This window comes from Thermus brockianus (assembly GCF_021462505.1).
Lineage (GTDB): Bacteria > Deinococcota > Deinococci > Deinococcales > Thermaceae > Thermus > Thermus hydrothermalis.
On record NZ_JAKEDV010000009.1, the window covers coordinates 40,775 to 65,662 of the forward strand.

Consider the following 24,888-nt stretch of genomic DNA (forward strand, 5'->3'; position numbering starts at 1 on the left):
TACCCATTCGGCCCCGGTGCCCATCGCTCACACGGTAGCGCTCGCTTCGCTGGCCCTGGTACTCGCTTTCAGGTAGGCAACCGGCGCCAGTCTCTTCTGTTTCAGGAACGTCTTTGGGTTCTTCAAGGTTACGTGATAGCTTGCAGCAAAGCTTTCGGACCAGTCCAGAAAGGAGGCGTGATGGCGCAAGGAGGTGCCATAGTCCCGCACCAGCTTCGCCGCCACGGGATGGGTGTCCTGGCTCGCCAGGAAAACCACCCCTTCCGGGGCGTGGTGGGCCAAGGCCTCCTCCAGGGGGCCTGGGGTGGTCCCTACCGTGAGGATGAGGACCTTCATACAGAGCTTTATCATTCGGGATGGGCACCCACCGGGGCCAGGCACGGAGGGCTTCCGGGGGAAGGACACCCCAAGACTTCCGATAGCCATTGCTTGGATACGTTACATGGAGCAAGGAAAGAGGGGAGCCCTGTCCAACGCTAAAGGGAATGGATCCAAACAATAGTGCCGTGTTGTTGATCTCTATTAATCTCCTTAAATGCTCTAAACCCATTGATATATTGATGATCAACAACAAGGACGGGGGGCGGCGGGGCGAAAACCGCGTTCAGGACGCAAACCGGGGTGAAAAACTCCCCAAGTCTTCCGATAGAACTCCCCAAGTCTTCCGATACCAACTCCCCAAGTCTTCCGATAGTTTGCTCCCCAAACTCCCCAAGTCTTCCGATAGCAATTCCCCAAGTCTTCCGATACCAACTCCCCAAGTCTTCCGATAGTTTGCTCCCCAAACTCCCCAAGTCTTCCGATACGGGACCGGGCAAACTGCCCAAGTCTTCCGATAGTCGGGGTACGAGCCGATTTTGCCTTAACTAAGGGAAAAGGGCGGGGTTTCGCTTCCCGCCCCGCCCAAAACTCCCCAAGTCTTCCGATACCCCTACTCCCCCAGCCCCATGCGGAAACTTTGGACCCATTCCTCCAAAGTCCCCCGGGACGCCGCCTCCTTGAGCTCCTCCACCACCCGCCGCGGCTCAAGCACCCCCGCCTCCATGAGGCGGGTGAGGTCCTCGAGGTCGCCCACGGAAAGGCGGGAACGCAAAAGGAGCTGGGCCACCTGCACCGCCCGGCGCACCTGGGCCTCCTTGGGCATGTTCTGCCACTCCCTTTCCGCCTCTTCCTCTATGCGGCGGGCCTCCTCCTCCTCCACCTTGGCCTGGACCCTGCGGGCGGAGGCGGGGGGGAGGGCGCGGGCGTACTTGCCGCTTTCGTCCCGGATCACGTCCACCAGGAAGCCCAGATTGTTCTTGGGTTTGTACCCGGAGGCCAGGATGTTCCGGTACCGCTCCAAGCGCTCCTTGATGTGGGCCAAGGGGTAGCGGCGGGCGAGGGAATAGGCGCTGGTGAAGGAAAGGCCCTCCGCCATCAGGAGCTCCACCGCCTCCATATCTGGGACCCCGCCCGCCTCCTCGCCGAAGACGTAGACGATGGTCTGGTTCTGGCCCCGGCCGATGTATTCCACGGACTGAAGGTAGCGGCGCTCTATGAGCTCCTCGTGGGCGGGCTCGAGGGTGCGCCGCACCTTGTCGGGCCGCTTGTGGACGATCTTGCAGGCGGCGGCCCACTCCATGAGGTTCACCTCAAACCGGGTGAGGGGGGCCGGGTTCTCCGGGGAAAACCGCTGGGCGTCCAAAAGCCGGTACAGGGCCCGGCTCAAGGGGCGGCGGAGGCTCGCCATGAACTCAATGTCAATGGGCTTCACGTAGTTTTGCTTTAGCGAGCGCACGATTTCCTTGGCCAGAGTGATGCGCAAGACGCTGGCCCGGTCCAGCTTGCCCTCGGCGGAAGAGGTGTACTCCAGCTTCTCTATGTAGCGGAAGGTGACGCTCTGCCAGCGCCCATCCGCCCGCCAGGCCTCTGAGAGGACGTAAGTGGCGGTGGTGAGGCGCATGAGGCTCTCCTTGAGGGCCTGGTAGTAGTAGCCCGAGGTGTCCAGGCCCATGAGCTTCAGGATCTGGTAAGGGGTGGCGGTGAAGGTGCCGTCCTCGGGGCTTCCGGCGTTGAAGTAAAGGGCGATGAGGGCCAAGGAAACCTCGTTGTCCAAGCCGTGGGGCACGCCCCCCACCTTTTCGCTGGCGTAGCAGGCCAGCTTCACCGGCTTGCCCAGGAACTCAAACTCCTCTTCCCAAGAGGAGTAGCCCTCGGGGATGCGCTCCTGGATGGAGATGAGCCCAAGGCGGGCCACGTTGGCCTCGTCCAGGTGCTGCGCCCGGGCCAGGACCTCCTTCTTGGAAGGGCGGCTTGCGGCCATGTTCCGGTCCATTCTACCGGAGGGGGGCCTTGTGGTATAAGGGTTTCCATGCTCCAAGAGCAGGAACGGTGGAAGGCGTTGCAAGAGGCGTGGGCCAGGTACAAGGAGGCGGTGGCTGCGGGCGGGAACTCCCAGGCCCTTTACAGAAAAGAGGGGGCGGCGTAGGGAAGCGATAATCCCCCAGTTCCCGAGCCGGGGATACATAAACTCCCCCACGCCCGTCGAAGGTGCACATAGCAGGACAAGCGGAGGATGCGCTATTGTGATGGCACGTGGCACGTAAAGCCTTCAAATACCGCCTCTACCCCACCAAGCCCCAGCAAAAGGACCTGGAGCGCACCCTGGAGCTCTGCCGCCAGCTCTACAACGCCGCCCTCCAAGAACGGAGGATGGCACATAGGAAAGCGAAGAAAAGCCTTTCCCTCTACGAACAAATGAGGTGGCTCCCAGAGATAAGAGCCGACCTGCCGGAGTACAAATAGGGTCCACTCCCAGGTCCTGCAAGACGTTCTTAAGAGAGTAGACCGAGCCTTCAAGGGCTTCTTCCGCCGCCTAAAAGCCAGAAAGGGTAAAGCCGGCTACCCCCGGTTCAAGGGAAAGGGACGCTACGACGCCTTCACCTTCCCCCAGGCCTACGCCACCGGGATCAAAGTCCAGGAGGGCGGGAAGCGGGTTCTTCTTCACGGGATTGGTTCGGTTAAGGTCAAGATGCACCGCCCGCTTGAAGGGAAAATCAAGACCGCCACAATCAAAAGAGAAGGGGACGAATGGTACATCGTCTTTGTGTGTGAGGTAGACCCCAAACCGCTTCCCCCGTCTAGGGAGGCGGTGGGCCTTGACCTGGGGACCAACCCCCACTTCCTCATCACCTCGGAGGGGGAAAAGATAGAAGCCCCTCGGTACTACCAGAAGACCCAGGAGAGGCTGGCTAGGAAGCAGAGGGAGCTCTCTCGTAAAGGGAAGGGGAGCTGTCGCTACCTGAAGGCCAAGGAAGAGTTTGCCAAGCTACACCGGAAGGTAGCTAGGCAAAGGTTGGACTTCCACCACAAGGTGGCGAGGAGGCTTGTTAACCGCTATGGGACTATCGTCCACGAAGACCTGAACGTTCTTGGCTTAGCTCGTAGCCACACAGCCAAGGGCGTACACGATGCCGGTTGGGCGCAGTTTTTGCAAATCCTCGCCTACAAAGCGGAGGAGGCTGGTAGGCGAGTCATAAGGGTAGACCCCAAATACACGAGCCAGGACTGTCCGGTGTGCGGCCACAGGGAGAAAAAGCCCCTGTGGGTGAGGGAGTTTGTTTGTTCATCCTGCGGGACGCCGCTTCACAGGGATGTGGCCGCTGCGCGGAACATCTTGGCTCGGGCCTGGACGGGGCCTTCGGGGAAAGATACAGGGATAGCTGTATCTTGAACCGAGAAGCCTCGGACTTTAGTCCGAGGAGTCGTCACCACCTCCTCGCCGAGATGTACCGGGCTTGGCGGGCCCTGGACTTTAAGGAGGCGGCCAGGAAGGGGGAAAGCCTCCTCGAGGCCCTGGGCAGGAACGTCTGGCTCCAGCACCCCCTGGCCCGCCACTTCGGGCGCCTCAAGCGCCAAACGGAGCTTCTCCAAGCGGCGCGGGAGCTTCTTTCCACAGGGGACCTGGCGAACCCCCGAGGGGTGCTGGCGGTGGCGGCCACCCTCCTTCACCTGAGCGAACGCTTCGGCAAGCGGGGCCAGACCACCCTGGCGGCCCTCTACGCCTACCGGGCCCTGGAACTCCTCCTCCAGGAGCGGCTTGGCCGGTTCGGCCGCCTTGCCGAGGCCCCCGGGCTCTCCCCGGAGGAGGCGGAGGCTTTAGCGGAGGAGCTTCGGCGCATCCTCCCGGGGAACGAGGCCCCGAGGGTTCGGGAAAAGCTCGGGCTTCTGGAGGTCTTGGCCTTCCTCCGGGTGCTGGGGGACCCCCTCCTGGCCTCCCTGAACGTCCGGGACCTGCAGGGGCTTGCTGGGGTGCTCAAGGCCAGAAACCAGGCCCTCCTCGTCCACGGCCTGCAGGTGCCCACGGAGAAGCAGGTGGACCAGGTGGCGGCCCTCGCCCGGAAGCTCTTTCAGGACCTCCAAGGGGCGCTCGGGTTCCAGCCGGACCTCGAGGCCATCCCCTTGCCCCGGTGAGCCATGGCGGTCTACGTTTCTCTCTTGGGCAACGAGCCCGGCCCCGCCTACATAGGGCTCAAGTTCGTGCGTAGCCGCGCGGGCAGCGTGGAGGAAGCGGTCTTCTACGCCGAAAGGCCCTGGCCGGGGTACGAGAAGAAGTGGGAGGCCCTTCTGCGGCTCCTTGAGGAGGAGGGCACCCCCTACCGCCTGCTGGAAGCGGGGGCTTTGGACGGGGCAGGGGTGGAGCCAGGAGAGGGGGTTTGGGTCAACCTCACCGGGGGCTCCAAGCTCCTCGCCCTCCGCTCCCTCCGCCGCTGGCAGGGGACGGGGGCCAGGGTCTTCCTCCTGGACGCCCACCGGGACCTCGAGGCCCCCCGGGCCCTCTTCTTCCTCCCGGAGGAAGGGGAGGAGGTGCGAGACGGGGGTGCTGCCCTGACGCTAGCGGACTACCTCCGCCTCTACCTCCGGCCCGAGGGGGAGGAGGTGGAGCCCGTGCAACCGCCCAGGGCCTTCCTCCAAGGGGCAGAGGCCGTGCGGCTTCATGGGCGTGGGGGAGGCCTCTTTGTGGTCTACCGGGGCCGGCCCTACTGGGTGCGCCCCCACCTTGGGAACCCTAAGGGGGAGATGGAGCGGAACGCCCTCGCCCAGCACCGCCAGGAGGCCCAGAGGCTTGGAGGCTACCTGTGCCGGCCCGTGGTGGCCTTCCACGCCGCCCACCTGCAAAGCCTCCACGCCAAACAAAGGGGCAACGTCCTGGCCCGCTGGCGGGCCTGGGCGCAGGAGCAGGGGGTTCTCCTCGCCCACCCGGAAAAGCCCTTGGCGGCGCACCTCGCTCCCCAAGCCCAGGGCAAGGCCCCCAAGAAGGCCCTTCCCGCCCCACAGGGGCCAAGCCTTCTCGCCCTCCTTTCCGAGCAGAGCATGCCCCTTTACGCCGCTTACCTCCACGCCAAGCCTGAGGAGGTCTACCCCCTCGCCACCGGGGAAATGGAGGGGCAACTCCGCTCGGCCCAAGCCTTTTTCCGGGAACAGGGGGTGCGGGTCCACTTCAGCTTCCTCTCCTCCCCCTGGGCCTGGAAGGAGGTGGTCAGGCTTCTAGGCCCCGTGGTGGAGGAGGCCTCGAGGCGGGGGTTACCCGTGCACGCCAACCTCAATGGGGGCACCACCGCCTTGGCCATGGGCCTATTCCTCGCCTTGGGGAAAGGGGTGGAGGCCTCCTACCTGGACCGGGACCGGCTTTTGCGGCTAGAGGGGGGCGAGCTCCCCGTTCCCTGGGGGGAGGGCGACCCGGAGGCCTACCCTCTCCTGCGAGTGTACCGGCTCCTCGGCAAGGTGGGGAGACCTTACCCGGACCCCGAGCTCTTGGCTTTGGCCCGCCGCATCCTCGAGGGCTGGGAAGAGGCGGAGCGGGGATGGGACACCTCTCCCCTAGTCAAAGGCTTCCTTGACCGGTGGAGGCGGTTTGGCCGGGAGTTTTCCGGTAAGGACAGGGGAAGCCTGAAGGGTCTTGCCCTGGAGTACCTCGCTTTCGCCGAGCTCCAGGCCCACCTTGCGACCAGAGGAGGTAGGGCGGCCATGGGCGGCAACCTCGTGCCCCTGGGAGGGCGGGAGGACCTGGGCGGGCAGAACACGGAGGTGGACGGCGTCCTCCTCTACCGGGGTGCCCTGTGGTTTCTGGAGTGCAAGCCCACGGCCCGGGAACTCCGGAAACGGGCCCCCTTCATGGAAAGCCTGGTACAGGGGGTGGCGGGGACCCAGGGGAAGGGGCTCATGCTGGCCCGGGACTGGGGGAATGCGCCGCCGCCGGAGAGGAGCCCTCGGCTCGTCTACATGGCCCTGCGGGTGCCCGAAGGGGTGGAAGGGGTCCACCGCTTCCCCGAGGACCTGGATAAGGTGCTTCCCTAGCGGAGCCTACGCTTGGGCACGGGGAGGAGCCTTCTGGGAAGGGCCCGCGCGGGAATGGGCAGGGGAAGGCGGAGGGCCCACCAGGGCCGTTTGGGCCTTTCCCGCAAGGGTTCGGGGACCCGCGCCTCCTCCGGGGGGATGGCCTCGAGGATAGGCGCGGGCTCGGGCGGGGGCGGGGCCTGAAGGAAGGCCACCCGCTCGGCAAGCTCCCCCCTTTCGTAGAACCCCTGCCTCTCCAGGGCGAGAAGCATCCGGCGGAGGAGGGCCTCTCCCTCTTCAAAGGCCCAAGGGGGGACCTCCGCCCGCTCGTGCAGGACGGCGTTCCGCACCTCCACGAGCCGCCAAAGCCTGGCCCGCACCTCCTCCCCATCGGGGTAGCTCTGGAAAAAAGCCAGGGCGGCCCCCGAGTGGAGCTTGGCCCCCAGGGTGGCCTCAGGGGGAGCCCCGAGCCGCTCCAGGGCTTCCTCCAGGAGGAGGATGAGCCGGATAAAGTCCCCAAGCGGATCTCCCGTGCGTTTCCAGACTGCGGCCATGGCCTATAGGAAGGGGTAGAGCCGGGGGGAGGCGCCGTAGCCCACAAGCCTCCCTCCGGAAGCGGCGATAAGCTCTTCCCAAAAGGCCTTGATGGAGGTGGTGAGCCGGGCGTTGGCGTTGTTGTCGTGGCCTGCGGTGATGCCGGCGATGCAGACCTCCTGGCCCCTTAGGTTAGGTAATCCCAGCCGTTGCTTTGTCCGCTCTAGCAGGGTTTTGCGCACCTCGGGCCTTTCCAGCTTGAGCCGGTAATCGTAAAGGTTCACCAGCTCGGACTGCTCAAATCCGTGGGCCAGGACCAGGATGCGCCCCCTGCCCCTGGCCCGCTCCCCAGCCGCCTTTAGGGCGGCCACGATCTCCGTGCCCTTGGTGCACTCGGCGGTGGCCCGCCTGCGGAGCTCGTCAAAGGCCTCGAGGGCCCGCCTCTGCCAGAGGGCCTTTTCCTTTTCCAGCTTGAACCGGGGGGTGGAAAGGGGGTCCGGCGTTTCCAGGACCCGCACGGGGGCGGTGTAGCTCCGCCCCGTGATGGGGGCCAGGGTGAGGCGTATCCGTTCGTTGAGAAGCCTCTCCGCCAGGCGGGGCAGGACCTCGTGGGCCAGTGCCTCCCGGTAGGCGTTTTGCACGTGACGGGGGGCGCTGCATCCCAGGGCCACCAGCACCTGGAAGTCCTGGACCTGCCCGCCAAAGGGCAGGGTGAGGGCTAGGCTCAAGACCCAAGGGATCATCCCGCCCGCACCTCTTGCGTCAGGGGGTCGCTCGGGGCCTCGTGGGTGAGGGGTGGGAGCTCGGGGCGGTTCAAGGGGGGCACGTATCCCACGAACTCGGGGGCCGGGTCCCAGGCGGGCCAGGCCCGGGCGAACCCCCGCCAGTAGGCGGCCACCTCCTCCCGGTAGTGGGCGAGGAGCTGGTCCAGGGCGCGCTCCGTGTGCCGGTGTAGGGCCTCTAGGTGCTCCGCAAGCCGCCTCTCCTTCCGGGCGGTGAGGAAGAGCTTCCGCATGAGCACCTCCCGTTCGTGGGGGCTCTTGTAGCCCAGGAAGAAGGTGAAGGCCACGAGGGCCAGGCCCAAGACCAAAAGGGCCGGCAGGGCCCAGGGGGAGGGGAGGGGGTCCCCGTTGATCTGGGCCATGCGCCGGGTGAACTCCGTGCGGAGGGCGGCGAAGCTCACCGCCATCAGGGCCGGCAAGACCGCCATGCCCAGGGCGAGGGGCACGTTGCCCTTCCGGAACTGGTTGCCCGCCTCGTGCCCAAGCCAGAACATGACCAAGGTGGCGATGGAGGCCACGATGTAGGCCTCTAGCTGGGAGAGCTCTAGGGTGTCCATGGCGAGCTTGTTGTAGACGAGCTCGGCGGCGAGCACCGCTCCGAGGAGCCCGTACCGCCCGGCGTAGCCCCACATGTGGGCGAAGACTTCCGGGGTGGGTTCGTCCTGGCCCACCACCCGGGTGAGGGCCTTCCGCTGGTGGCGGACCACCTCTAGCCGCTCCTCCAGCCTGGCCCTAAGCCGCAGGTACCGCCCCGCCACCCCCTCCATCCAGCGCCGGAAGCGCTCGGCGAGCTCCTGGGGGAAGGGGCTTGGCGTGAGGTAGGCGAGGCTGGCGTGCTTCTTGGCGAAATTCCTCCCGTCCCGCTTTCCGATCCAGTAGGCGCGCATGTTGCGCAGGCTAAAGAGCAGGGGCATGGCCTTCCTCCTTTTGCGGCAGGGGGAAGAGGTCGTCCAAGGCCTCCTCTGCTTGGGCCAGGGCCGCTAGGCGGGCGGCCTTGACCCGGGCCCGGGTGAGGCGCTTGGCCACCTGGAGGCGGTGGGCCTCCTCGAGGCGGGCAAGCTCCCCCTTGACGTAGGCGATCCTAAGCTCCTCCCGGGCAAGGGCCGCCCGGAGGGCGCCCTCGGGGTAGCGCCCTTCCGCCCGAAGGTTCTCCAGGTGGGCGAGCACCTTCTGGTACTCCTCCAGGGCCTTCAGTAAGGGCGCCTTGCGGCGTGTGAACCGCTCTTCCAGGGCGACAAGTTGCCTCTTCACCCGTTCCTTGAGGGGTTTGCACCGTACCTATGAGGGTTTGAAAGGCGCTCTGCGCTCGAGGAAGAACACCAGGGCGATGCCTCCGTCCTCTGCGGCCCAGAGGGCGTTGGTGAGCCAGAAGCCCTGCCATAAAGAATCGGCCACCACGAGCCCCTCCAAGGCCCCGGCGAAGGTCCAGGGCACGCTCCAACGGAGAAGCCCCACGGAAAGGGAAAACCCTTGGTAACCCTCAGGCAAGGGCCCAAGGAGGAGGCGCTCCAAGGGAGGTCTTTCCCCGAGCGTGTCGGGTGCCGCCCCGGTCGCCAAGAGATCTTGGGAGATGGCGTTCCAGTCAGCCCCCAGGGGTTTGCCCAATCTTTGGCCGTAAGTTAAGCCCCCCAGGAGCAGAAAGACCGCCAGGCGGAGGGATCTTGCCATGCCCAAGGCTTCTCCCTTCCTCCTCGGTGGGCCAGGGGGAACTTCAGGGCCTACGGGACCCCGCAAACCCCTCGTCCCAAAGCTTTCCTCACCCCTGGCTCTCCAGGAGGTCCAGAACCAACTCCAAGGACTCCCTCAGGGAAAGCACCCAGACCGTTCCCACCTTTTTGCCCATAAGGTGCCCGAAATGGCGTCGGTCACCGGTAACCAGGGCATTCGCACGAGCGCTCCAGGCGGCCGCCAGGATCGGTGCATCCTCCAAGGTAAGACCTTTCGCTAAGGCTTTTTGCACCAAGCTCCAAGGAGCCTCAGGAACCGGCCGCACGCTTTCCCGAAGGACCTGAAGGTACTCCAGGGCCTCCAGCCGTTTCGCCTCCAGGTTGCGCCGGGCCTCCTCCAGGGCGTGGGCGGAGGTGAGGAGCTCTAAGCCCACTTTGGGCGCTAGCTCCAGAAGAGCCCGCGCCCTTCCCGCTTGCCAACAAGCGGCGAAGAGGACGTTGGCGTCTAGAAAAAGGCGGCGGAGCTTAGCGGGGGATTGCGGCAAGGCGGGCCCGTTCCTCTTCGGTAAGGGCGTCCTCTGCCAGGAGCTCCTGGAGGCGCCTTTCCGTGTACACCTCCAGAGGGTAGACCCCGGCGGGGCGCAAGAGGAGCCCCCCTTCGGGGGCGAGCTCCACTAGGAAGTAAGCTTCCCCCTCCACGCCCATGGCCCTGAGGAGGCGCTTGGGAATGGAGAGTTGGCCCTTTCGGCTAAGCTTGGCCAGTTCCATGGTTTCAGTATATCCCAACTCAGGGTTTCTTGGTTTGCCGAAATTCATACCTTCCAATAGCCCCTCGCTCCACTTCTCCCGAACGTTCCTGGGCAAAAGGGCGAAGCGAAAGAAGCGTCCCCGCTCGTTCATCACCACCCCCAGGACAAGCCCAGCAAATCCAAAGGGCCCACGCCGATGGCTACGTGGGGGAAGGAGCGGGTGTGGATGCGGTGGCCGTGGACTAGGGGTAGGGGTTTGCGGTCCACCCCTTGGGGGAGGCCGGGTCCGCCTTCCAGGCGTTGGGCCAGGAGGGCGGGGAGGCGGGCGGCTTTTTGGAGGACGCGGTAGAAGCGGGAGAGGTGGGGTAGAGAGGGGAAGAGGGGTTTGAGGAGGGTTTTGCTGGCCAGGTAGTCTTTGGCGAGGTCTTAGCCTTCAAGGACCTTTGGAATCAAGGTGGTTAAAGGGGGTGCTCACGGTTAAGCTTCATAGCACCCCCTCTTTTTGCGCATCTGACCCTGGAGATCAAGTAGCACACGAAGGCATTCCGCTTGTTGGAGTCAAGATGCCGAGGAGCTGCCTACAGGAAGGTTTCCCCAAGGGGCGATACCATCCGCCAGATGGCGAGCTCGTGCCGCCAGGCCTTAGCCTCCCGTCATGGTCCGGGGTAGCCAGGTGGCCAGTTCGGGGAAGGCCACCAGGAGGGCCACCATGAGGAGGAGGACCCCCATAAAGGGGAGGCTATACCGGGCGATGCGGACGAGGTCCTCCCCGGTCAGGGACTGGAGGACGAAGAGGTTGAAGCCCACGGGCGGCGTGATCTGGGCGAGTTCCACCATAATCACCAGGTAGATGCCAAACCACAGGGGGTCCACACCGATGGCCTTCACCACGGGCAGGATCACGCTGATGGTGAGGACCACGATGGAGATGCCGTCCAGGAACCAGCCCAGGACGATGTAGACCAGGGTTAGGAAGAAGATGAGGGCTATTGGCGTGACCCCGGCCTCGGCCGCCCAGGCGGCCAGGGCCCGGGGGATGCCCGTGAAGCCCATGGCCAGGGTGAGCACCCCAGCCCCCGCCAAGATGAGGCCGATCATGCTGGTGGTACGCACGGCTCCCAAGAGGCTTTCAAAGGAGAGGGAAGGGGAGAGTTCCCGGCAGAGGGCGGCGAGGAGGAAGGCCCCCACTACACCGATGGCCGCCGCCTCCGTGGGGGTGGCGACCCCAAGGTAGATGGAGCCCAGGACGAGGAGGATGAGGAGGAGTACGGGGCCCACCTTTAGGAGGCCCAGGAGGGTTTCCCCGAGGGGCCTCGAGGGCTCCCTCGGCAAGGCGTCCCGGTGCCTTAGGGCGAGGAGGGCCACCGTGAGCATGAAGAGCCGGGCCGCGGACACCTCCGCCATCACCCCGTAGGCGATCATGATGACGCTCGGGGGGATAAGGAAGCCCAGGGTGCCCGCCCCCGCCAGGGAGCCCAGGGCGAGGGGCTTGGGGTAGCCCCGCCGCAGGAGCTCGGGCAGGGTGAAGCGGTTCACCGTGGCCGTGGTGGCGGCGGAGGAACCGATGACGGCGGCGAAGAGGGCGCTCGCCACCACGTTCCCGTGGAGGAGCCCCCCGGTGAGCCGGGAGAGGAGCGGGGCAAGCCCCTGGAAAAGCCCCTGGGCCAGGAGGGACCGATAGAGGACCTCCCCCATCCAGACGAAGAGGGGAAGGGCGGCCAGGCTCCAGCCCGAGGTGGCCGTCCAGAGGGCCGTGGCCAGGTTGGGCCCAAGGGGGGCCTAGGTGTAGAGGGCGAGGGCCAGGAGGCCCACCAGGAGGAGGGCAAGCCCCACGTACACCCCAAGCTCCAGGAGGGTGAGGATGAGGGCGAGGCTGGCTTCGAGGAGGTTCACCTTTCCCTCCTCGCCGCCTTCAGGAAGGCTTCCAGGAGGCCTAAGGCGAAAAAGCTAAGCCCCAGGGCTAGAAAACCCTGCGGCAGCCATAGGGGCAAGGGGAGTAGCCCCGGGGCCAGGTCGCCATAGCGGTAGCTCTCCGCCGCCTTGGCCCAGGCGTGGTAGGCGGCGAAGAGGCTCGCCAAAAGGCCCAGGAGGAGAGCCCCCGCCTCCACGGCCCGCCTGGGCCCTGGGGGAAGCCGCTCCAGGAGGAGCCCCACCCGGATGTGCCCCCCGGCCCGCAGGGTGGGGGCGAGGCCCAGGAAGATGAGGCCAGCGGTGGCGTAGCCGGCGAGCTCCAGGGCCGAGGGGACCACGAAGCCGAGGAAGCGCTCCACCACCTGGGCCAGGATCACCAGGAGGACGAAAAGGCCCATGAGGGCCGCGAGGAGTTCTGCCAGGCGAAATAGGAGGCTCATTCGGCCGAGGTACTGCCGGTAGACCTTCACCCCTGTGGCCCCCGCCTGGCGTTGCCACTCCACGATCATGGTCCCGCCCACCTTCTTGAGGTCGGCGAGGAGCTGGGGCGAGGGCTTCACCACCTGCATGCCCCGGCTCTCCAGGGTCTTTAGCGCCTTCTCCTCCTGCTCTTGGCTTAGCCGCCAGCCCCGTTTCTCCGCCCGCTTGGCCGCCTGCAGGAGGGCTTCCCGGTCCTGGGGGGAGAGGCTCTCAAAGGCCCGGCGGCCGATGACCCCCATGTTCTTGGGAATCCAGGCCTTCACGTCGTAGAAGTAGCGGGCGAAGTCCCAGGCCTGGCTGTCCACCCCCGTGACGGGGGAGGTGATCATGGCCTCCACGATGCCCGTGGCGAAGGCTTGGGGGATGTCCGCCGCCTCCACCTGCACGGGGGTCATGCCCAGGAGCTCCGCCAGCCGGGCCGTGGCGGGGTTATAGGCGCGGAAGCGGATCCCCTGGAGGTCCTGGGCGGACTGGACGGGCTTCTTGGTGTAAAGCCCCTGGGGCGGCCAGGGCACGGCGTAGAGGAAGACCACCCCCCGCTGGGCGAGCCACCGCTCCACCTCGGGCCGCTGGGCTTGGTAAAGCCGCTGCGCCCCTTCGTAGCTCATGGCCACGAAGGGGATGGAGTCCAGGTTGAAGAGGGGGTTTTCGTTGGCGAGGAGGGACATGAGGACCTCCCCCATCTGGATCTGCCCGTTGCGCACCGCGGGGAGGATCTGCGGGTGGGGGAGGAGGGACCCCCCGGGGTGGACCGTGATCTTCACCCGCCCCCCGTGGCCTCCTCCACCTCCTGGGCGAACTGGAGGATGTTCTTGAGTGTGGAAGTTGGCCGGGGGATAGGGGGTGGCCATGTTCTAGGTCTGGGCTTGGGCCTTCAGGAAATGCCGATAAGGGCTACCAGGGCTTTGCGCAGGAACCCTCGCCTCTTATGCATAATCTTACTGCTTGGGCGCCTGGTCCACGAAGGCGTTGGTGTAGGTGCGCTTCAGGTCTATCCGCGCCCGGGCCACGTTGGGGTCAAAGGCGGAGAGCACCGTGAGGGGCCGCAAGGGGGCGGTGTCGCTGAAGCGCCCCGTGGGGGAGAAGCTTTCCAAGGAGTTCCTGAGCACCTTCAGGTAGAGGGCCTTGTCCCCCAGGAAGTACTCCTCGGGCAGAATGGCGGCGATCTCCTCGGGGGACTTGCCCTGCATCCAGCGCAGGCCCCGCACCATGGCGTTCACCAGGCGCTGGGCCGTGTCCGGGTTCCGCTCCAGCCAGGCCCGGGTGGTGTAGAGGACGGCGGCGGGGTACTCCCCTCCCAGGACCTCCCGGGTGCCCTTGGTGGTGCGGGTGTCCGCCAGGACCTTGATGAGGCCCCGCTCCTCCAGGAGGGTGATGGCGGGTTCCACGTTGGCGATGGCCTCCACCTGCTTGTTCTGCACGGCGGCCACCGCCTGCGCCCCCACGGAAACCCCCACCACGGCCACGTCCGTGGGCTTGAGGCCGTTCTTCACCAGGAGGTAGTTGAGGAAGAAGTGGGTGGAGGAGCCGGGGGCGGTGACCCCCACCCGGCGCCCCTTGAGGTCGGCGATGGACCGCACCTGGTCCGCCAGGTCCGAGCGCACCCCGAGGACGATGGCCGGATACCGCCCCACCTGCACGAAGGCCACGATGTCCCGGCCCTGGGCCTGCATCTGGATGGTGTGGTCGTAGTAGCCCATCACCACCTCCACGCTTCCCCCGATAAGGGCCTGGAGGGCGCGGCTACCCGCCTGGAGGTCCTGGATCACCACGTCCAGGCCCTCTTCCTTGAAGTAGCCGAGCCTTTCCACCACCGTGAGGGGCAGGTAGACCACGGCGGTCTTCCCCCCCACGCCCAGGACCACCCGCTTCTGGGCGAGGCCGAAGGCCAAAAGGACCAGAAGGAACCAGACCGCAATCCGCTTCATGCTTCACCTCCTTTGGGCCGCCACACGAGAAGCCTCCGTTCCACGGCCCCCACCAGGGCGTCCAGCGCCAGGACGAAGGCCATGAGGACCACCATCCCGGCAAAGACCCCCGTGGTGTCAAAAACCCCTTCCGCCTGGGCGATGAGGTAGCCAAGCCCGGCGGCGCTTCCCAGGTACTCCCCCACCACGGCCCCGATGACGGCGAAGCCGATGGAGGTCCGCAAGGAGCTGAAGATCCAGCTCGCCGCCGCCGGCAGGTAAACGTGGGCGAGGAGGTGGCGGCGGTTCGCCCCGAGGAGGCGGGCGTTTTGCAGGACGATGGGGCTCACCTCCTTCACCCCTTGGTAGGTGTTGAAGAAGGCCACGAAGAAGACCAGGGTGACCCCCAGGGCCACCTTGGAGAGGACCCCGAGGCCGAACCACAGGGTGAAGATGGGGGCGAGGACCACCCGGGGGATGGCGTTCAGGGCCTTCACGTAGGGATCCAGCACCGCCGCCACCCCGGGGGAGAGGGCGAGCCAGAGCCCGAAGACCACCCCGAGGAGGGTGCCGATGGCGAAGGCGAGGAGCATCTCCACCGTGGTCACGTAGAGGTGGGGGTAGACCTCCCCCGTGCCGAACCAGCGGAGGACCCGCTTGAGGATCTCCGAGGGGTAGGAGAAGAAGAAGGGGTCTATGCGGCCTGTCCTCGAGGCCCACTCCCAAAGGAGGAGGAAGGCCACGAGGAGCCCCGCCTGCCAAAGCCGTACCCTAAGCCCCCGCATGGGCCCGCATCACCTCCCCTCGCAAAAGCTCCCAAATCTCCCGGTGGAGCCGCAGGAACTCGGGGGTGAGCCGGATCTCCGCCACGTCCCGGGGCCGGGGGAGGGGGATGGGGAACTCCCCGATGGGCCGGGAGCGGGGCCCGGCGGAGAGGACCACCACCCGGTCGGAGAGGGCGATGGCCTCCTCTAGGTCGTGGGTCACGAAGAGCACCGTCTTCCGGTCCTCCTGCCAGAGCTTTAGAAGCTCGTTCTCCATGAGTTGCCGGGTCTGCACGTCCAGGGCGGAGAAGGGCTCGTCCATGAGGAGGAGCTTGGGGCCGGCGATGAGGACCTGGGCCAGGCCCACCCGCTTGCGCATCCCGCCGGAGAGCTGGTGGGGGAAGTGGTGGGGAAAACGCCCAAGCCCCACCTTCTCCAGCCAGGCCAGGGCCTCCTTGCGGGCCTCGGCCCAGGGGCGCCCCCGGAAGACCAAGGGGAGGGCCACGTTGTCCAGGGCGGTCTTCCAGGGGAGGATGGCGTCCTGCTGGAAGAGGTAGCCCGCCAAGGGGTTCAGGCCCCTGAGGGGCCTCCCCTCCAGGAGGACCTCCCCCCGGCTTGGGGGGAGGAGGCCCGCCGCCACGTTGAGGAGGGTGCTCTTCCCGCACCCCGTGGGCCCCACCAGGCTCACGAACTCCCCGGGGACGAGGCGGAGGGTAACCCCTTCCACCGCCACGTACTCCCCAAAGGCCACGGAAACCTGCCGGAACTCCAGGAGGCTCATGAATAGTACTCGGGGTTGGGCCTTATCCCAAGGGCGTTAAGGAGGCGGTTGGTGAAGTTGAACATGGCCGCCACCTCGGCGGCCTCGAGGATGGCCTCGTCGGAAAGCCCCGCCTCCTTGAGGGGCCTCAGGTCCTCCTTCGAAAGCTCGTAGTGCCGGTGGGTTACCTTGAGGGCAAAGTTCACCAGGGCCCGCATCCTCGGGGGAAGCTCCGCCCGGCGGGGGTTGGCGGCCAGGACCTCGGGGAGCCGCCCGTCCCCGGTGAGCTCCTTCAGGTAGCGCTTGTGGCTCGCCACGCAGTACTCGCACCGGTTTTCCCCGCTTATGGCGATGGCCATGGCCTCCTTTTCCTCCCGGCTGAGGAGGCCCTCCCCCCGCATGAGGGCGTGGTAGTAGCGGAACCAGAGGAGGAAGCGGGGGCTTAGGGCGAAGGCCCGGGCCACGTTGGGGACGAAGCCCATTTGCTCCCGGAACTCCCCGAAGAGGGCCCTCACCTCCTCGGGAAGCTCCGCCTCCTCCGGGACCCGGAGCCAGGAGATCACCATACCGCCACCGCCCGCACGGGGCCGCCGGAGGCGCCCCGGTGCTTGGGCCCGCCCACGAAGAGGAGGGCCCCGGCGGGGGGCACCTGGGCCAGGTTGGCCAGGTTCTCCAGGCCGTACTTCCCGGCCCCGAGGAGGATCACGTGGGCCTTAAAGTCCTTGGAGGGGCCGTGGTCCAGGGAGAGGGTGTCCACCCCCACCCCCACGATCTCCCGCTCCCGCACCAGGAACTCCGCCGCCTCGGGGGAGAAGCCGGGGAAGTGGAGGGTGCCGGAGGCGTCCTGGTTGAGGAAGGCCTTGGGGTCGCGCCAGCGCGCCTCCCAGCCCGAGTGCATGGCCACGAAGGCCCCCTTGGGCAGGCGGCCGTGCTGGCGCTCGTAGGCCAGGATGTCGTCCACGGTCACCTGGGTGTCGGGGTCCCTGGCCGCCCGCTCGTGGAGGTGGAGCACCGCCAGGGGGGCGATGAGGCTTGCCACGGGGAGCTTCTCCGCCGTAAGCCCCCCCTCGGCGAAGTGGGCGGGGGCGTCCATGTGGGTGCCCGAGTGCTCCCAGAGGTCCAGGCGGTTCCCGTAGTAGCCGTTCTGCCGCACGGTGACCAGGGTGGTGATGCGCATGGGCTCGGCCCCGGGGAAGAGGGGGATCTCCGGGGAGAGCTCATGGGTGAGGTCCACCGCCCGGGAGAAGGCCTTCCCCGGCACCTCCGCCTGGGCCAGGGCCCGCCCCGCCAGAAGCCCCAGGCCCGCCCCCAAAAAGGCCCTCCGGGAAAGGGAGCGGGCCACCGCCTCCATCACCAAGGGTGCGCACATGGCGTCCTCCTTTCTTGCCGAATAAACTTACCACGTCCCCGCAAAGGTAGGCAAGGGTTACCGCCTGGGGTCCAGCCGGTCCCGTAGCCCGTCCCCCAAGAGGTTGAAGCCGAGGACGGCCAGGGTGAGGGCGAGGCCCGGGACCAGGGCGGGGTAAGGGGAGAGGGGGAGGAAGCTTTGCGCCTCCCGGAGCATCCGGCCGAGGCTTGGGGCGGGGGGCTGGACGCCGAGGCCCAGGTAGGCGAGGGCGGCCTCGGCCAGGAGGGCGGCTGCGAAGGCTAGGCTCGCCTGGACCAGGAGGGGCCCGAGGAGGTTGGGGAGGATGTGGCGGAGGAGGATGCGCCCCCTCGAGGCCCCTAAGGCCACGGCCGCCTCCACGAAGGGGGCGCTCCGGAGGGCCATGGCCCCGGCGCGGGCCACCCGGAAGAAGGCGGGCACCATGGATAGCCCCACCGCCAGCATGCTGCTCAAGGCCCCGGGGCCCAGGAGGGCGGCGAAGAGGAGGGCGAGGAGAAGGCCGGGCAGGGCGTAGAGGGCCTCCATGAGGAGGCTTAGGGCCCCGTCCACCAGGCCCCCCAGGTACCCGGCGAGGAGCCCCAAGGGGACCCCCAGGCCAAACCCCACCGCCACGGCGATGCCCCCCACCCAAAGGGCGTTTCTGGCCCCGTGGAGGACCCGCGCCAGGAGGTCCCGGCCCAAGGGGTCCGTGCCCAGGGGGTGGTCCGGGGAAGGAGGGCTTAGACGGCGGAGGAAGTCCGGGGCGTTGGGGTCCACGGGGTAGAGGAAGGAGGCCAGGGCCAGGAGGAGGAAGAGGCCCACGAGGAGGCTTCCCAAGAGGAGGCTTGGCCTAGGCATACGCCACCCGGGGGTCCAGAAGGCCGTAGAGGAGGTCCACGAGGAGGTTGAAGAGGACGATGAGGCAGGCCATGGCGAGGACCAGGCCCTGGAGGAGGGGGTAGTCCCGGGCCTCCAGGGCGGTGAGGGCCAGGCTCCCGAGGCCGGGGAGGGCGAAGACCGCCTCCACCACCACCGCCCCCGTGAGGAGGAAGCCCCCCTCGAGGCCTAAAAGGGTCACTAGGGGAAGGCTTGCCGGTTTCAGGGCGTGCTTCCAAAGCACCCGCCCCTCGGGGACCCCCTTGGCCCGGGCGGTGCGGATGTAGTCCTGGGAGAGGACCTCCAGGAGGCTCGCCCGGGCCATGCGGAAGAGGAGGGCGGCCCGGGAGAGGGCCAGGGTGAAGGCGGGGAGGAGGAGGTGGCGGAGGGCCTCTAAGGGCCTTTCCCAGCCCGGGAAGCCGCTTGCGGGGAGAAGGGGAAGGTGGACGGCGAGGAGGTAGAGGAGGGCCACCCCGAGGAAAAAGGTGGGGAGGGACTGGAGGAAGGCCATGAGGCCGCTTAGGGCCAGGTCCCAAAGGGGAAAGCGGAGGGCGAGGAGGGCGAGGGGGAGGGAGAGGGCCAGGCTACCCCCAAGCCCCAGGAGGACCAGGGCCAAGGAGAGGGGAAGCCTCTCCCAGAGGAGTTCCGCCACGGGCTTCCCGTAGCGGATGGACTCCCCCAGCTCCCCCCGGAAAACCCCCTCTAGCCAGTCCAGGTAGCGCGCCAGGGGGGGCTTGTCCAGGCCCAAGGAGCGCTCCAGGGCGGCCCGGGCCTCGGGGGAGGCCTCCAGGCCCAGGATGGCCTGCACGGGGTCCCCAGGCAGGAGGAGGAGGAAGGCGAAGACCAAGGTGGCGGAAAGCCAGAGGGTGAAGAGGGCGAGGAGGAGGCGGCGGAGGAGGAAGCCCCGCATCTAGCGCGCCAGGTAGACCCGGGTCACGTTGAGGCTCGGGGTGGGTTGGTTCGTCCACCAGCCCATCACCTCCCGGCGCATGGCGGCCAAGTAGGGGGCGTTCATCACCCAAAGGTTCACCGCGTCCTGGGCGAGGAGGCGTTGCATCTCCTTCATGAGCTCGCAGGCCCGTTTGGGGTCCGGGGTGCGCAGGTACTGGGTGTAGAGCTCCCGGAACCTGGGGGAGTCGTAGCGGAAGTAGTAGTTGGGGTTGGCGTAGATCCCGATGTCGTTGGGCTCGGAGTGGCCGATGATGGTCATCTGGTAGTCCGCCCCCCGGAAGACCCGAGAAAGCCAGGTGGCCCACTCCACCACCTCGAGGCGGGCCTGGACCCCGATCTGGCCGAGCTGGGCGGCGATGGCCTCCCCAAGCCGCCTTTCGTAGGGGTAGGGGGCGGCGAGGGTGAAGGTGAAGCGCAAGGGGTTGCCCGGCCCATACCCTGCCTCCTGCAGGAGGGCCCGGGCCCGGGCGGGGTCGTAGGGGTAGTAGCCGGAGAGGTCCTCGTAGCAACTCTCCCCCGGGGAGCGGTGGCTTCCGATGGGCGTGCCGTAGCCCAGCATCACCCCCTCCACCAGGGCCTTCTTGTCCACGGCGTGCTGGATGGCCCGGCGCACCCGGGGGTCGTTGAAAGGGGGGCGGCTGTTGTTCATCCCTGCGGTGATCTCCGTGGTGGTGAAGCCCGTGACCACCTTGAAGGCGGGGTCCCGCCCGAGCACCAGGGCGTTTTCCGGGCTCACCCCGAGGCCGATCACGTGGATGTCCCCGGCCCTTAAGGCGGCGATTTGGGCGTTGGCGTCGGGAAGGAAGCGGAAGAAGACCCGGTCCAGGTAGGGGAGGCCGGGCTCGTAGTACCCCTCAAACCGCTCCAGCCGCACCCCCACCCCCCGCTCCCAGGCCACGAAGCGGAAGGGGCCGGTGCCGATGGGGTTTGTCCGCTGCGCCTCCACCCGCCCCTTGGGGCCGATCACGGAGTCGGGACGGGCCAAGTTGAACAGGAAGTCCTGGTTGGGCTGGCGCAGGCGGAAGACCACGGTGTAGGGGTCTTTGGTCTCCACGCTCTGGATGTCCTGGTAGTACTCGGGGTGGGTGTGGCCGGACCTGGGGTCCCGGGCCCGGTTGAACTTGTAGACCACGTCCTCGGCGGTGAAGGGGCTCCCGTCGTGGAAGCGCACCCCCTTCCGCAGGTAAAAGGTCCAGGTGAGGCTGGAGGGGCTTCCCTGCCAGCGCTCCGCCAGGGCGGGAACGATCTCCCCCTTCTCGTTGAACTTCACCAGGCCCTGGAGGACGTTGTCGTAGAGCATCCGGGCGATCTCTTGGCTGGTGGAGGCGGTGGGGTCCAGGACCGGGGGCTCGGCCAGGATGGCCACCCGAAGCTCCCCGCCCCGGGTCTGGGCCAGGGCGAGGGAGAAGCCGAGAGCGAGCATCGCCAGGGTGCGCTTCATGGGTTCCTCCCTTAGGGAAAGCCTACCACAGGGTTCCAGGGGTGGCGCCCTCGCCCCCCAAGAGGCCCCGCTTCCTGGCCTCGAGGTCCAGCCCCACCGCCTCCAAAAGCCGCTTGGCCTCTGTGAGGTCGTGGGTCCAGGTTTCCACGTAGCCCCGAAGCGTTTCTCGGTTCAGGGGGCGGAGGGGGCTCGGCTCAAAGCGGTTCCGCCCTCGGATGAGAAACCAGGCTTCGCTTCCCCTAAAGGCCGCCCAGAAGGGCTTCCCCAGGGCCTTTCTGAAGGCCACCAAAGCCTCTTGCACCCTTGGGGTCAGGAGCTTCCTGGCCTCTATCTGGTCCCCGTAGACGTCAAAGAGCTGCTCAAACTCCCCCGACTCCAGGGCCACCCGCTCCCTAGGCCCCACGCCGGGCTTCCAGAGGCCAAGGCCGTAGAGGAGGAAGGGGAGGCTTAGGAGGGCGAAGCCCCCCACCACGAGGGGGAGTTCCGCCTTATCCCCTTCGCCAAAGGTAACGCCAAGGACGAAAATCCCCCAGAAGAGGGCCAGGAAGCCGAGGACGAGGGCGGGAGAGGCCCCACCCGCCTGTACCCCCGCCCCTTGGGGGGCGAGGCGTACCTCCTGGGGAAAGGCGAAGGGGAGGGAGAAGCGGTAGAGGGTCCCTTGGAAGATTTGGACGTAGCGGGTGCCGTTCTTGGTGCGTTGCTTTTGGTAGAGGGCGATGTCCCCCGAGCGGAAGGCGAAGGGGCCCACTTGCCCCTCCAGGAAGTCCTCGCTTTCATAGCGGTCCGCCCGGGGAAGGAGGCCCGAGGCCTCCACGTCCTCCCGGGACAGGCCGGAGGAGGGAAAGTAGGTGAAGCCCAGGGCTTCCGCCAGGGGCTTGGCGAGCTTCCACTTGAGGGTGGAGCGGAGGACGTGGAGGCGCCACAGGGCGAGCCCCGGGGGGATGGCCACGAGGAGGGTCCAGAGGGTGCCTAGCCCCCGGACTCCGATAGCCTGGAAAGCCTTCAGGAGGAGGTAGGCCCAGAAGGGGGTGAGGAGAAGGAGGACCCCCGCCAGGAGGAGTTCCCGCCTCCTTTGGGCCTCCAGGGGGGCGAGCTTGGCCTCGAGGGCGGCCAGGATTTCTTCTTTCTCCACCTAGCCCTCCCTACCCGAAGAGCTTCCCCAAGTCGGGCCTTTCCCGCTCTTCTTCGGGGACCGTGAAGACGGGCTTGCGCCCTAGGCCCATGAGGGGGGCGAGGAGGCGGCCCGGCAGTTGCTCAATGGCGTTGTTGTAGTCCGTCACCGCCTGGTTGTAGAAGCGCCGGGCAGCGGCCAGGGAGTCCTCCACCTCCGTGAGGGCGGCTTGGAGTTGCAGGAAGTTCTGGCTCGCCTTTAGGTCCGGGTAGGCCTCCGCCCGGAGGCGCACCTGGGCGAGGAGGCGGGAGAGCTCTCCTTCCAGCCGGAAGTCCTCTTCGGGCTTGCCCTCCCTTAGGGCCATAGAAGCTTTCTCCCGGAGCTCCACGAGCCTCTCCAAAAGCTCCCGTTCGTGGGCCATGTACCGTTTCACCGCCTCCACCAGGTTGGGGATGAGGTCGTGGCGCTTCTTGAGGTAGGCCTCCACGGCGCCAAGGGCGTTTTCCACCTGGTTTTTGCGGGCGATGAGGGCGTTGTAGGTGAGAAAGCCCCCCAAGACGAGGAGCGCCACCAACCCTAGCACGATAGCCAGGTCCATCCTGTCCCTCCCCCTCCATCCTAAAGACCTAGGCCTTCCAGGGGCCCTACGCCAGGTAGAGCACCGCTAGGGCGGCGTAGACCCGGGCCGCCAGGACCACCTCCTCGAGGTCCACCCACTCGTCCACCTGGTGGGGAAGGGTCTTCCTCCCTGGCCCCATGACCACCACGGGAAGCCCGCCCCAGGCCCTGAGGAAGGTGCCGTCCGTGGCCCCCGGCACCCCGCCAAGCCGCACGGACAGGCCTAGGAGCCTCAAGGCCTCCTCCGCCGCCTGGACCAGGGGGTCGTCCCGGGGGGTTTCCACGGGGGGGCGGTCCTCGAGGACCTCCACCCCTACCCCGGAGAGGGCTTCCAGCTCCCTTACCAAGCCATGATGGTCCACCCCGGGCACGGTGCGGACGTCCAGGGCCACCTCCGCCCGGCCGGGGATGACGTTGAGTTGCCCCTCCCCGGCGCTTGCCAGGAAGCGGGTGGGGGTGAGGTAGGGCGGGCCCAGGTAAGGGTGGGGGTGGGCCTTCTGCAGGCGCTCCTCCAGGTCCTTTAGCGCCACCACGAAGCAGGCCGCCTTGGGGATGGGGTTTTCCCCGGCGTAGGGCATGGCCCCGTGGGCCATCTTTCCCGGGAAAAGGAGGCGGAGGCGCAGGGCCCCCTTTTGCCAGAGGCAGACCTCCATCTCCTCGGGCTCCGCCACCAAGGCCCCCCGGAAGCCCTCCGCCAGCCCCGCCCGGAGGAAGGCTTTGACCCCGAGCATCATCCCCTCCTCGTCCGCCAGGGCGGCGAGGCGAAGGGGGCGCTTGGGTTTTCCCAGGGCCCGCTTCACCGCCAGCATGGCCCCCACCAGGGCGGCGAGGCCCCCCTTCATGTCGCAACTTCCCCGGCCGTAGAGCCTCCTTCCCTCCACCACCCCGGCGTAAGGGGGATGGGTCCAAAGGGCCTCATCCCCTGGGGTGACCACGTCCGTGTGGCCCTCGAGGAGGAGCCCCCCCTCGCCCTCCCCCAGGTCCGCCACCAGGTTGGGCCGGCCCGGGGCCGCCTCCTGGAGGAAAACCCCTAGGCCCCGCTCCTTCAGGTAGGCCTCCAGGTACGCCGCCACCCCCGCCTCCCCTGGCCCCGGGTAGTGGCTTGGGATGCGCACCAGGGCCTTGAGGAGGTCCACCACCTCCTTCTCGTCCACGGCCTCCGCCGCCCGAAGGGCTTCCCTTACCACCTTTCCACCACCACCTTCCTTTGCGTGTAGAAGAGGAAGGCGTCGGGGCCGTGGGGGTGGAGGTCCCCGAAAAAGGAGTCCCGCCAGCCGGAGAAGGGGTAGAAGGCGAAGGGCTGGGCCACCCCCACGTTCACCCCCACCATCCCCGCCTGCACTCCCTCCCGGAAGGCCCGGGCCGCCTTGCCGCTTCCGGTGAAGACGCAGGCCATGTTCCCGTAGGGCACGGCGTTGGCCTGCGCGATGGCCTCCTCCAGGGTCTTCACGAAGGAAACGGAGAGCACCGGGCCGAAGATCTCCTCCCGCCCCACCGCCATCCGGGGGGAGACCCCAGCGAGCACCGTGGGCCCCAGGAAAAACCCCGGCCCCTCCACCCCCCGCCCGTCCAGGGCCAGGGTGGCCCCCTCCTCCAGGCCCCGTTGGATGTACCCCACCACCCGCCTCCGGTGCTCCTCCCGGATGAGGGGGCCCAGGTCCACCCCTTCCTCCCATCCCGGGCCCACCTTGAGCCTTTGGGCCGCCGCCACCACCCGCTCCAGGAGCTCGGGCCCCGCCTCCCCCACCCCCACGGCCACGCTCCCCGCCAGGCACCGCTCCCCGGCGTTGCCGAAGGCGGAGTTGAGGATGGCGGGTACCGCCACCTCCCAATCGGCGTCCGGCAGGACCACCAGGTGGTTCTTGGCCCCCCCGGCCGCCGAAACCCGCTTCCCCCCCTCCGCCGCCAGGGCGTAGATCCGGCGGGCCACGGGCTCCGAGCCCACAAACTGCACCGCCCGCACCCCCGGATGGCGCACCAGGGCCTCGGCGGCCTCCTTGCCCCCGTGGACCAGGTTCAGGACCCCCTCGGGGAAGCCCGCCTCCAGGAAGAGCTCCGCAAGGCGCACCGCCCCCAAGGGGGTGCGCTCCGAGGGCTTCAGGACGAAGGTGTTCCCCGCCACCACGGCGATGGGGAACATCCAGAGGGGGATCATCACGGGGAAGTTGAAGGGGGGGATGCCCGCCACCACCCCCAAGGGGTAGTGGTAGAGGTTCTGGTCCACGCCCCCCGTCACCTCCCTCAGGGTCCGCCCTTGGAGAAGGGTGGGGGCGGAGAGGGCGAAGTCCACCACCTCAATGCCCCGGCGCACCTCCCCCCGGGCCTCCTCCAGGGTCTTGCCGTGGTGGAGGGTGATGAGGCGGGCGAGCTCCTCAAGGTGCCTTTCCAAAAGCTCCTTGAAGCGGAACATGAGCCGCACCCTTTCCAGGAGGGGGGTCCGGCTCCAAATCGCAAAGGCCGCTTCCGCCGCCCGGACCGCCTGGTCCACCTCCTCCGGCCCCGAGAGGGGCACCTCCTCCAGCACCTCCCCCGTGGCCGGGTTGTAGACGGGAAGGGTGGGCCGGGAAACCTCCCGCCATGCGCCGCCGATGAGGTTCTTGAGCATGCTTTCCCCCTTTGTCCCCCATCATCCCCAAGGCCGGGCGGCTTGGCAAGG

The 24,888-nt window shown here is 67.4% G+C and carries 26 protein-coding genes and 2 pseudogenes; 4 read left to right on the forward strand and 24 right to left on the reverse strand.

What is annotated here, in order from left to right; genetic code table 11:
* Positions 1 to 27: 27 nt before the first annotated feature.
* Together LXN00_RS12660 and LXN00_RS10635 are read right to left on the reverse strand one after the other, a co-directional pair.
* On the reverse strand, positions 28 to 336 hold the full coding sequence (locus LXN00_RS12660; RefSeq protein WP_267962809.1) for a hypothetical protein: 309 nt from the start codon (positions 334 to 336) through the stop codon (positions 28 to 30).
* A 595-nt stretch (positions 337 to 931) separates the two neighbouring features.
* Positions 932 to 2,302 (reverse strand): replication initiator protein A, encoded by a 1,371-nt coding sequence (locus LXN00_RS10635; RefSeq protein ID WP_234508077.1) that lies wholly within the window; start codon positions 2,300 to 2,302, stop codon positions 932 to 934.
* A gap of 272 nt (positions 2,303 to 2,574) precedes the next feature.
* On the opposite strand from LXN00_RS10635, the gene LXN00_RS10640 reads away from it, so the two are divergent.
* Genes LXN00_RS10640 through LXN00_RS10655 form a run of 4 tightly spaced genes read left to right on the forward strand, consistent with a single transcriptional unit; the run spans position 2,575 to position 6,336 of the window.
* Positions 2,575 to 2,784, forward strand: coding sequence for a helix-turn-helix domain-containing protein (locus LXN00_RS10640; RefSeq protein ID WP_234508079.1), 210 nt, complete (start codon positions 2,575 to 2,577; stop codon positions 2,782 to 2,784).
* A gap of 16 nt (positions 2,785 to 2,800) precedes the next feature.
* Entirely contained in the window at positions 2,801 to 3,712 is a 912-nt protein-coding gene (locus LXN00_RS10645; protein ID WP_234508178.1) for an RNA-guided endonuclease InsQ/TnpB family protein, read from the forward strand.
* Complete coding sequence (locus tag LXN00_RS10650) at positions 3,709 to 4,452, forward strand: hypothetical protein (protein ID WP_234508081.1); 744 nt, start codon at positions 3,709 to 3,711, stop codon at positions 4,450 to 4,452. Before LXN00_RS10645 ends, LXN00_RS10650 begins: the two co-directional genes overlap by 4 nt.
* 3 nt (positions 4,453 to 4,455) lie before the next feature.
* Entirely contained in the window at positions 4,456 to 6,336 is a 1,881-nt protein-coding gene (locus LXN00_RS10655) for a hypothetical protein (protein ID WP_234508083.1), read from the forward strand.
* Here LXN00_RS10655 and LXN00_RS10660 read toward each other — a convergent pair.
* From LXN00_RS10660 to LXN00_RS10760, 22 genes and pseudogenes are all read right to left on the reverse strand, one after another.
* Complete coding sequence (locus tag LXN00_RS10660) at positions 6,333 to 6,869, reverse strand: hypothetical protein (protein ID WP_234508085.1); 537 nt, start codon at positions 6,867 to 6,869, stop codon at positions 6,333 to 6,335. The genes LXN00_RS10655 and LXN00_RS10660 overlap by 4 nt on opposite strands.
* A 3-nt stretch (positions 6,870 to 6,872) precedes the next feature.
* Positions 6,873 to 7,592 (reverse strand): hypothetical protein, encoded by a 720-nt coding sequence (locus LXN00_RS10665; protein ID WP_234508086.1) that lies wholly within the window; start codon positions 7,590 to 7,592, stop codon positions 6,873 to 6,875.
* Positions 7,589 to 8,545, reverse strand: a complete 957-nt coding sequence (locus LXN00_RS10670) for a hypothetical protein (protein WP_234508089.1) — start codon at positions 8,543 to 8,545, stop codon at positions 7,589 to 7,591. Before LXN00_RS10670 ends, LXN00_RS10665 begins: the two co-directional genes overlap by 4 nt.
* Positions 8,529 to 8,882 (reverse strand): hypothetical protein, encoded by a 354-nt coding sequence (locus tag LXN00_RS10675; protein WP_234508091.1) that lies wholly within the window; start codon positions 8,880 to 8,882, stop codon positions 8,529 to 8,531. The genes LXN00_RS10670 and LXN00_RS10675 overlap by 17 nt, the downstream gene beginning before the upstream one ends.
* Before the next feature lie 27 nt (positions 8,883 to 8,909).
* Positions 8,910 to 9,299, reverse strand: a complete 390-nt coding sequence (locus LXN00_RS10680) for a hypothetical protein (protein ID WP_234508093.1) — start codon at positions 9,297 to 9,299, stop codon at positions 8,910 to 8,912.
* 88 nt (positions 9,300 to 9,387) lie between these two features.
* Positions 9,388 to 9,843 carry a type II toxin-antitoxin system VapC family toxin gene (locus LXN00_RS10685; RefSeq protein ID WP_234508094.1) on the reverse strand — a complete coding sequence of 152 codons (456 nt, stop codon included), beginning with the start codon at positions 9,841 to 9,843 and terminating at the stop codon, positions 9,388 to 9,390.
* Positions 9,824 to 10,066 carry an AbrB/MazE/SpoVT family DNA-binding domain-containing protein gene (locus LXN00_RS10690; RefSeq protein WP_234508097.1) on the reverse strand — a complete coding sequence of 81 codons (243 nt, stop codon included), beginning with the start codon at positions 10,064 to 10,066 and terminating at the stop codon, positions 9,824 to 9,826. The genes LXN00_RS10685 and LXN00_RS10690 overlap by 20 nt, the downstream gene beginning before the upstream one ends.
* A gap of 45 nt (positions 10,067 to 10,111) precedes the next feature.
* A pseudogene (locus LXN00_RS12825) lies at positions 10,112 to 10,473 on the reverse strand (transposase); the annotation flags it as partial.
* A 216-nt stretch (positions 10,474 to 10,689) separates the two neighbouring features.
* Positions 10,690 to 11,940: pseudogene (locus LXN00_RS10695) on the reverse strand (TRAP transporter large permease).
* Positions 11,937 to 13,202 (reverse strand): TRAP transporter substrate-binding protein DctP, encoded by a 1,266-nt coding sequence (gene dctP, locus LXN00_RS10700; RefSeq protein WP_234508099.1) that lies wholly within the window; start codon positions 13,200 to 13,202, stop codon positions 11,937 to 11,939. The pseudogene LXN00_RS10695 and the gene dctP overlap by 4 nt, the downstream one beginning before the upstream one ends.
* 174 nt (positions 13,203 to 13,376) lie before the next feature.
* Entirely contained in the window at positions 13,377 to 14,366 is a 990-nt protein-coding gene (locus LXN00_RS10705; RefSeq protein ID WP_234508101.1) for an ABC transporter substrate-binding protein, read from the reverse strand.
* The gene (locus LXN00_RS10710; protein WP_234508103.1) at positions 14,363 to 15,130 is read right to left on the reverse strand and encodes an ABC transporter permease; all 768 of its coding nucleotides are present in this window, start codon (positions 15,128 to 15,130) and stop codon (positions 14,363 to 14,365) included. The genes LXN00_RS10705 and LXN00_RS10710 overlap by 4 nt, the downstream gene beginning before the upstream one ends.
* Entirely contained in the window at positions 15,117 to 15,890 is a 774-nt protein-coding gene (locus tag LXN00_RS10715) for an ABC transporter ATP-binding protein (protein WP_234508105.1), read from the reverse strand. Before LXN00_RS10715 ends, LXN00_RS10710 begins: the two co-directional genes overlap by 14 nt.
* On the reverse strand, positions 15,887 to 16,435 hold the full coding sequence (locus LXN00_RS10720) for a peroxidase-related enzyme (protein ID WP_234508108.1): 549 nt from the start codon (positions 16,433 to 16,435) through the stop codon (positions 15,887 to 15,889). Before LXN00_RS10720 ends, LXN00_RS10715 begins: the two co-directional genes overlap by 4 nt.
* Positions 16,429 to 17,238: a cyclase family protein gene (locus tag LXN00_RS10725; protein ID WP_234508110.1), complete on the reverse strand. Its 810-nt coding sequence runs from the start codon at positions 17,236 to 17,238 to the stop codon at positions 16,429 to 16,431. Before LXN00_RS10725 ends, LXN00_RS10720 begins: the two co-directional genes overlap by 7 nt.
* A gap of 57 nt (positions 17,239 to 17,295) precedes the next feature.
* Positions 17,296 to 18,093, reverse strand: coding sequence for an ABC transporter permease (locus LXN00_RS10730; RefSeq protein WP_234508113.1), 798 nt, complete (start codon positions 18,091 to 18,093; stop codon positions 17,296 to 17,298).
* Positions 18,086 to 19,021 carry an ABC transporter permease gene (locus LXN00_RS10735; protein WP_234508114.1) on the reverse strand — a complete coding sequence of 312 codons (936 nt, stop codon included), beginning with the start codon at positions 19,019 to 19,021 and terminating at the stop codon, positions 18,086 to 18,088. The genes LXN00_RS10730 and LXN00_RS10735 overlap by 8 nt, the downstream gene beginning before the upstream one ends.
* Complete coding sequence (locus LXN00_RS10740; RefSeq protein ID WP_234508116.1) at positions 19,022 to 20,503, reverse strand: ABC transporter substrate-binding protein; 1,482 nt, start codon at positions 20,501 to 20,503, stop codon at positions 19,022 to 19,024. It lies immediately after the preceding gene.
* A 22-nt stretch (positions 20,504 to 20,525) separates the two neighbouring features.
* Positions 20,526 to 21,635: a DUF3137 domain-containing protein gene (locus LXN00_RS10745; protein WP_234508118.1), complete on the reverse strand. Its 1,110-nt coding sequence runs from the start codon at positions 21,633 to 21,635 to the stop codon at positions 20,526 to 20,528.
* A gap of 10 nt (positions 21,636 to 21,645) precedes the next feature.
* Positions 21,646 to 22,212, reverse strand: a complete 567-nt coding sequence (locus LXN00_RS10750) for a LemA family protein (RefSeq protein WP_234508120.1) — start codon at positions 22,210 to 22,212, stop codon at positions 21,646 to 21,648.
* A 46-nt stretch (positions 22,213 to 22,258) separates the two neighbouring features.
* The gene (locus tag LXN00_RS10755; RefSeq protein ID WP_234508122.1) at positions 22,259 to 23,419 is read right to left on the reverse strand and encodes a M20 family metallopeptidase; all 1,161 of its coding nucleotides are present in this window, start codon (positions 23,417 to 23,419) and stop codon (positions 22,259 to 22,261) included.
* Positions 23,413 to 24,837 carry a CoA-acylating methylmalonate-semialdehyde dehydrogenase gene (locus LXN00_RS10760; RefSeq protein WP_234508124.1) on the reverse strand — a complete coding sequence of 475 codons (1,425 nt, stop codon included), beginning with the start codon at positions 24,835 to 24,837 and terminating at the stop codon, positions 23,413 to 23,415. Before LXN00_RS10760 ends, LXN00_RS10755 begins: the two co-directional genes overlap by 7 nt.
* Positions 24,838 to 24,888 lie beyond the last annotated feature (51 nt).